Origin of the sequence: Alteromonas sp. 5E99-2, from assembly GCF_017368475.1 — a bacterium.
GTDB lineage: Bacteria > Pseudomonadota > Gammaproteobacteria > Enterobacterales > Alteromonadaceae > Alteromonas_F.
In genome coordinates this window covers 1-3,313 of record NZ_JAFNJE010000027.1, presented here as the reverse complement: position 1 = coordinate 3,313, position 3,313 = coordinate 1, and the positions used below count along the sequence as shown (strand labels likewise).

At 38.6% G+C, this 3,313-nt stretch carries 5 protein-coding genes; all 5 read right to left on the bottom strand.

Annotated features, from left to right (window positions below; genetic code table 11):
• Positions 1 to 291: 291 nt before the first annotated feature.
• Entirely contained in the window at positions 292 to 1,176 is an 885-nt protein-coding gene (locus J3L16_RS15610) for a DUF4350 domain-containing protein (RefSeq protein WP_207613994.1), read from the bottom strand.
• A gap of 101 nt (positions 1,177 to 1,277) precedes the next feature.
• The gene (locus tag J3L16_RS15605; protein ID WP_207613993.1) at positions 1,278 to 1,568 is read right to left on the bottom strand and encodes a hypothetical protein; all 291 of its coding nucleotides are present in this window, start codon (positions 1,566 to 1,568) and stop codon (positions 1,278 to 1,280) included.
• A 147-nt stretch (positions 1,569 to 1,715) separates the two neighbouring features.
• Complete coding sequence (locus J3L16_RS15600; protein ID WP_207613992.1) at positions 1,716 to 1,991, bottom strand: hypothetical protein; 276 nt, start codon at positions 1,989 to 1,991, stop codon at positions 1,716 to 1,718.
• Positions 1,992 to 2,143: 152 nt separating this feature from the next.
• A complete protein-coding gene (locus tag J3L16_RS15595) occupies positions 2,144 to 2,620 on the bottom strand; it encodes a hypothetical protein (protein WP_207613991.1) in 477 nt (158 codons plus the stop codon).
• A 114-nt stretch (positions 2,621 to 2,734) separates the two neighbouring features.
• Positions 2,735 to 3,058: a hypothetical protein gene (locus tag J3L16_RS15590; protein ID WP_207613990.1), complete on the bottom strand. Its 324-nt coding sequence runs from the start codon at positions 3,056 to 3,058 to the stop codon at positions 2,735 to 2,737.
• Positions 3,059 to 3,313 lie beyond the last annotated feature (255 nt).

Below are 3,313 nucleotides of genomic sequence, written 5' to 3'. Positions count from 1 at the left end.
ATGAATTTATTTTGACTGGATAAATCAGGTTTGTAGTTGGCCATCTCGTTCAACTCGTAACGGATAATAACTATTAGATCACAGGCCAGATGACGATTCAAGCTCAATTATTAAACAATTAGCGTAAAGCTAAAAAAGGACAGGGAAACGTCCTTTTTTGATAAATTCTACAGCCTCAACGCCTCACTAAGAGGCAAAAAATAGTTGGTTAAAATAAGCGACGCAGGAGCAAAAACCAACTGTTTTTTGTCCTTTTAAGTGACTTGTTAGCATACTGGGTACACCTGTCGTTTAAATTTTCTTTGACAGCCAATGCATGACATTTAGAAGAAAATGTTCATTTTGTTCCGCACCATCTGAGGCTAAACCATATTTTTTACCCGTTGAAACCGTAACTTGCGATGAGAACGTCATCCCCTCAGAAAACACTGCAACTCGACCTTCTCCAACTTCCAAAACTGCTCCTTGATACCAGCCATTCATTGATACTCTTGGAGTTTTGGCATTTACTTGAAAAGGTATCTCTGGCACAACTGATGTGGCTCCTTTACCTAGAGTTAAAAGAGGCTGTGCACTTTCAGGTATTTGAAAAGCGGAACCACCAAATGTTTTAACTTGAGTGATACCTTGGGTTATTGAATGTTCTATAAGGGATTTATTATCTAGGCGAAATAAAGCGTCACGGACATGACCATTACTAAACTCAAAACCAAAAGCAGATGATAGTTTTTCTATAACTTTAGGAAAAGGTGTGTGATCGGCAACTAGAAAAAGAGAACCACCTTGTGATACCCATTGTTTAACTGCTTCAACCTCCCCTTTGTCAAATGCATCTCCGAATGGAGGGTTCCAGTCCTGTCTATTTTTATCTAGTGCATTTGCGACTACCAATATATCCGCTTGTTTTAAATAAGTTAAAGTGAACTTTTCTTTACTAGACTTTACAGTATAACCATCACTAGACAGAACTTGAGAAAAAGGCTTGTATCTGCCTTTTTTTGTAAGGAAATTATTATGAGCCTCATCAATAAGAACAACAGGGCTATTTAATTTAGAAAAGGTACTGTTGATATTTTTGGGGACGAAATCAGGATCTGGTTGTTGATCACTATCAGAACAAGACGACACTCCAACTAAAAGGAGTCCTAAAAGAATAGTTTTACAAAGTGATTTCATTTAAATGTTCCATATTGATTACCACGATTCCAATTAAAGTATGCTAACACCACGTTAAGCGGCGAAAATTGCTTTTTATTTTTGTCCGCTTCAACGTTTTGTTATGCGAGATTCGAAGAAACAGGTTCATTTTCTAACTCAATCATTATTTCTTTCTTCTGCGTATGTAGGCAAAATATATTTTCCTGATGCCAATTCATTCCTATGATGCTATCCATAATGTCATCTGCATTACTATCACCCAGCGATTCTTCTGAGTATGATTTTACACCTGAGAAAACAATACTCGTAGCAGGATTGAAATCGTCAGGATTGTCAACGCAGGTAACGGTCAATATACGATTATCAATATCGTAACTCAACTCACTAATGTAAGGTGAACTGCCGTACAAGTATTTGCTAGTTAAGTCTTTCAAAGTTACAACCCATTAACGCATAACGCCCCTATTAAACGGCGCAAACTTGCTGGCTACAATCGCGAGGAACGAGCGCCAGCCAGCGAGTAGGCGTCCGGTTGAATGGATTGTTATGTGGCATAATTATTCAATTGACCCCTTTGACTTCAAAAATGTTACGACTGCGCTCTTTAATTGTTGGTTGCTTGCTTTCAACACCAAGAAGTTAGTGTTTAAAGGAGACGGATCAATGTCAACTCTTTGGGTTGTATCGCTTCGAAGAATTAGTGTTAACTCGGTCCAATCGGTGGCGTCGGCAGGGTAAGAATCGCCATCACTATCTATATCCACGCCTTTGCCCCAAAGATACTCAGCGACATCATAGTACGGTGGCATTGGACCAATTATTTTTAGTTTCAAATATCACCTATTCCATTAAACCCACTTTGACACATAACACCCGCATAACGGGCAAAAATACGTAGGCTATAATACCGAGCGAAGCGAAGGGAGCCTACGTGTTTTTGTCCCTAGCGAGCGCAGCGAGTGTTAATGCGTTTGTTATGTCGAACTTAAAGAGACACACTTTTCTTAAAACCTGCACATGTCACTTTCAAAGTAGCAGTTGTAGGGAGTGACGTTTCCGGTATAAAAGAAAAATGTGCTATTTGTTTATTATCAAGGAATCCTAGCCACGCTTTCCCATTAATCTTATTCAAAGAAATCATCGTCATAGCTGGGAATGAAACTGTATTTTTAGCAAATTTACTGTTGAATAGGCTCGAGTTTTCGTAACCTTGCATATAGTATCCCTTTCCGAGTTCGTCACTGAAGCTCAAACTAAATTCAAAACAGGGCGCTTCATCGTTATTGAATACAAAAACTTTAAAACAATCCTTATCGCCTGAACAAGTTGCTCGCTCAGTCTCAATACTCAACTTTGGCGCTTTAGCTTGTACTGAAAGGTACAGAGAGTATCCAGCCAAGCCTAGGGATAATATAGCAATTACGAGGGTTATTTTTTCGTTTAAAGTTAATTTAAAACTCATAGTCTTCTCCTTAGACATAACGCCCAAATAACAGGCTAAAAATTGATGGCTAAAATAGCGAGGCACGAGCAAGAGCCAGCTGTTTTTAGTCCTGTTAATTTGCTTGTTATATTGCTATTTGCCATTTTTGCGATTTTTTTCTGAATTTAGTAATTGAGTAATACGACCAGCGCTTAAATCTAAAGTCTCAGCTACACGAGCTTTAGCTCCTCGTTGCTCATTTTGCTCTTCAATCTTAACCAACTCTGCGACATATCTAGATTTACCACTACCTGTCATACCTTGATATGCGGCTTGGGCTTGTTGCTTTTGACGAAGCTCTAACTTAGCCTGCTCATCTCTCAAATCTTGAATTGCCTCGGTCGTTTTTTGAAACCCTGCAACCACAGTTTCCATAACTTGCTTTAATGGATCTATATCAGAATTATATTTAGTCATTTTTCTTTACTCACTAATTTTAAGATAGAAAAATGATAAGGAAGAACACCAATAATGTAAAGGAGTTTATTTAGTTTTTCTAAATAAAAATGTTTAGGTGTATTGACTGTTTTTATAGTGCTACGAGATTAGCGTATAGCCTAAAAGCAATATAACGCTAAGCTAACGGGCAAATATGCGGCGCTACAATGGCGAAGCCGCGCCGCGTATTTGTCCCAGTATGGCACGCAGTGGCATACGTGTTAAGCGCCTTGT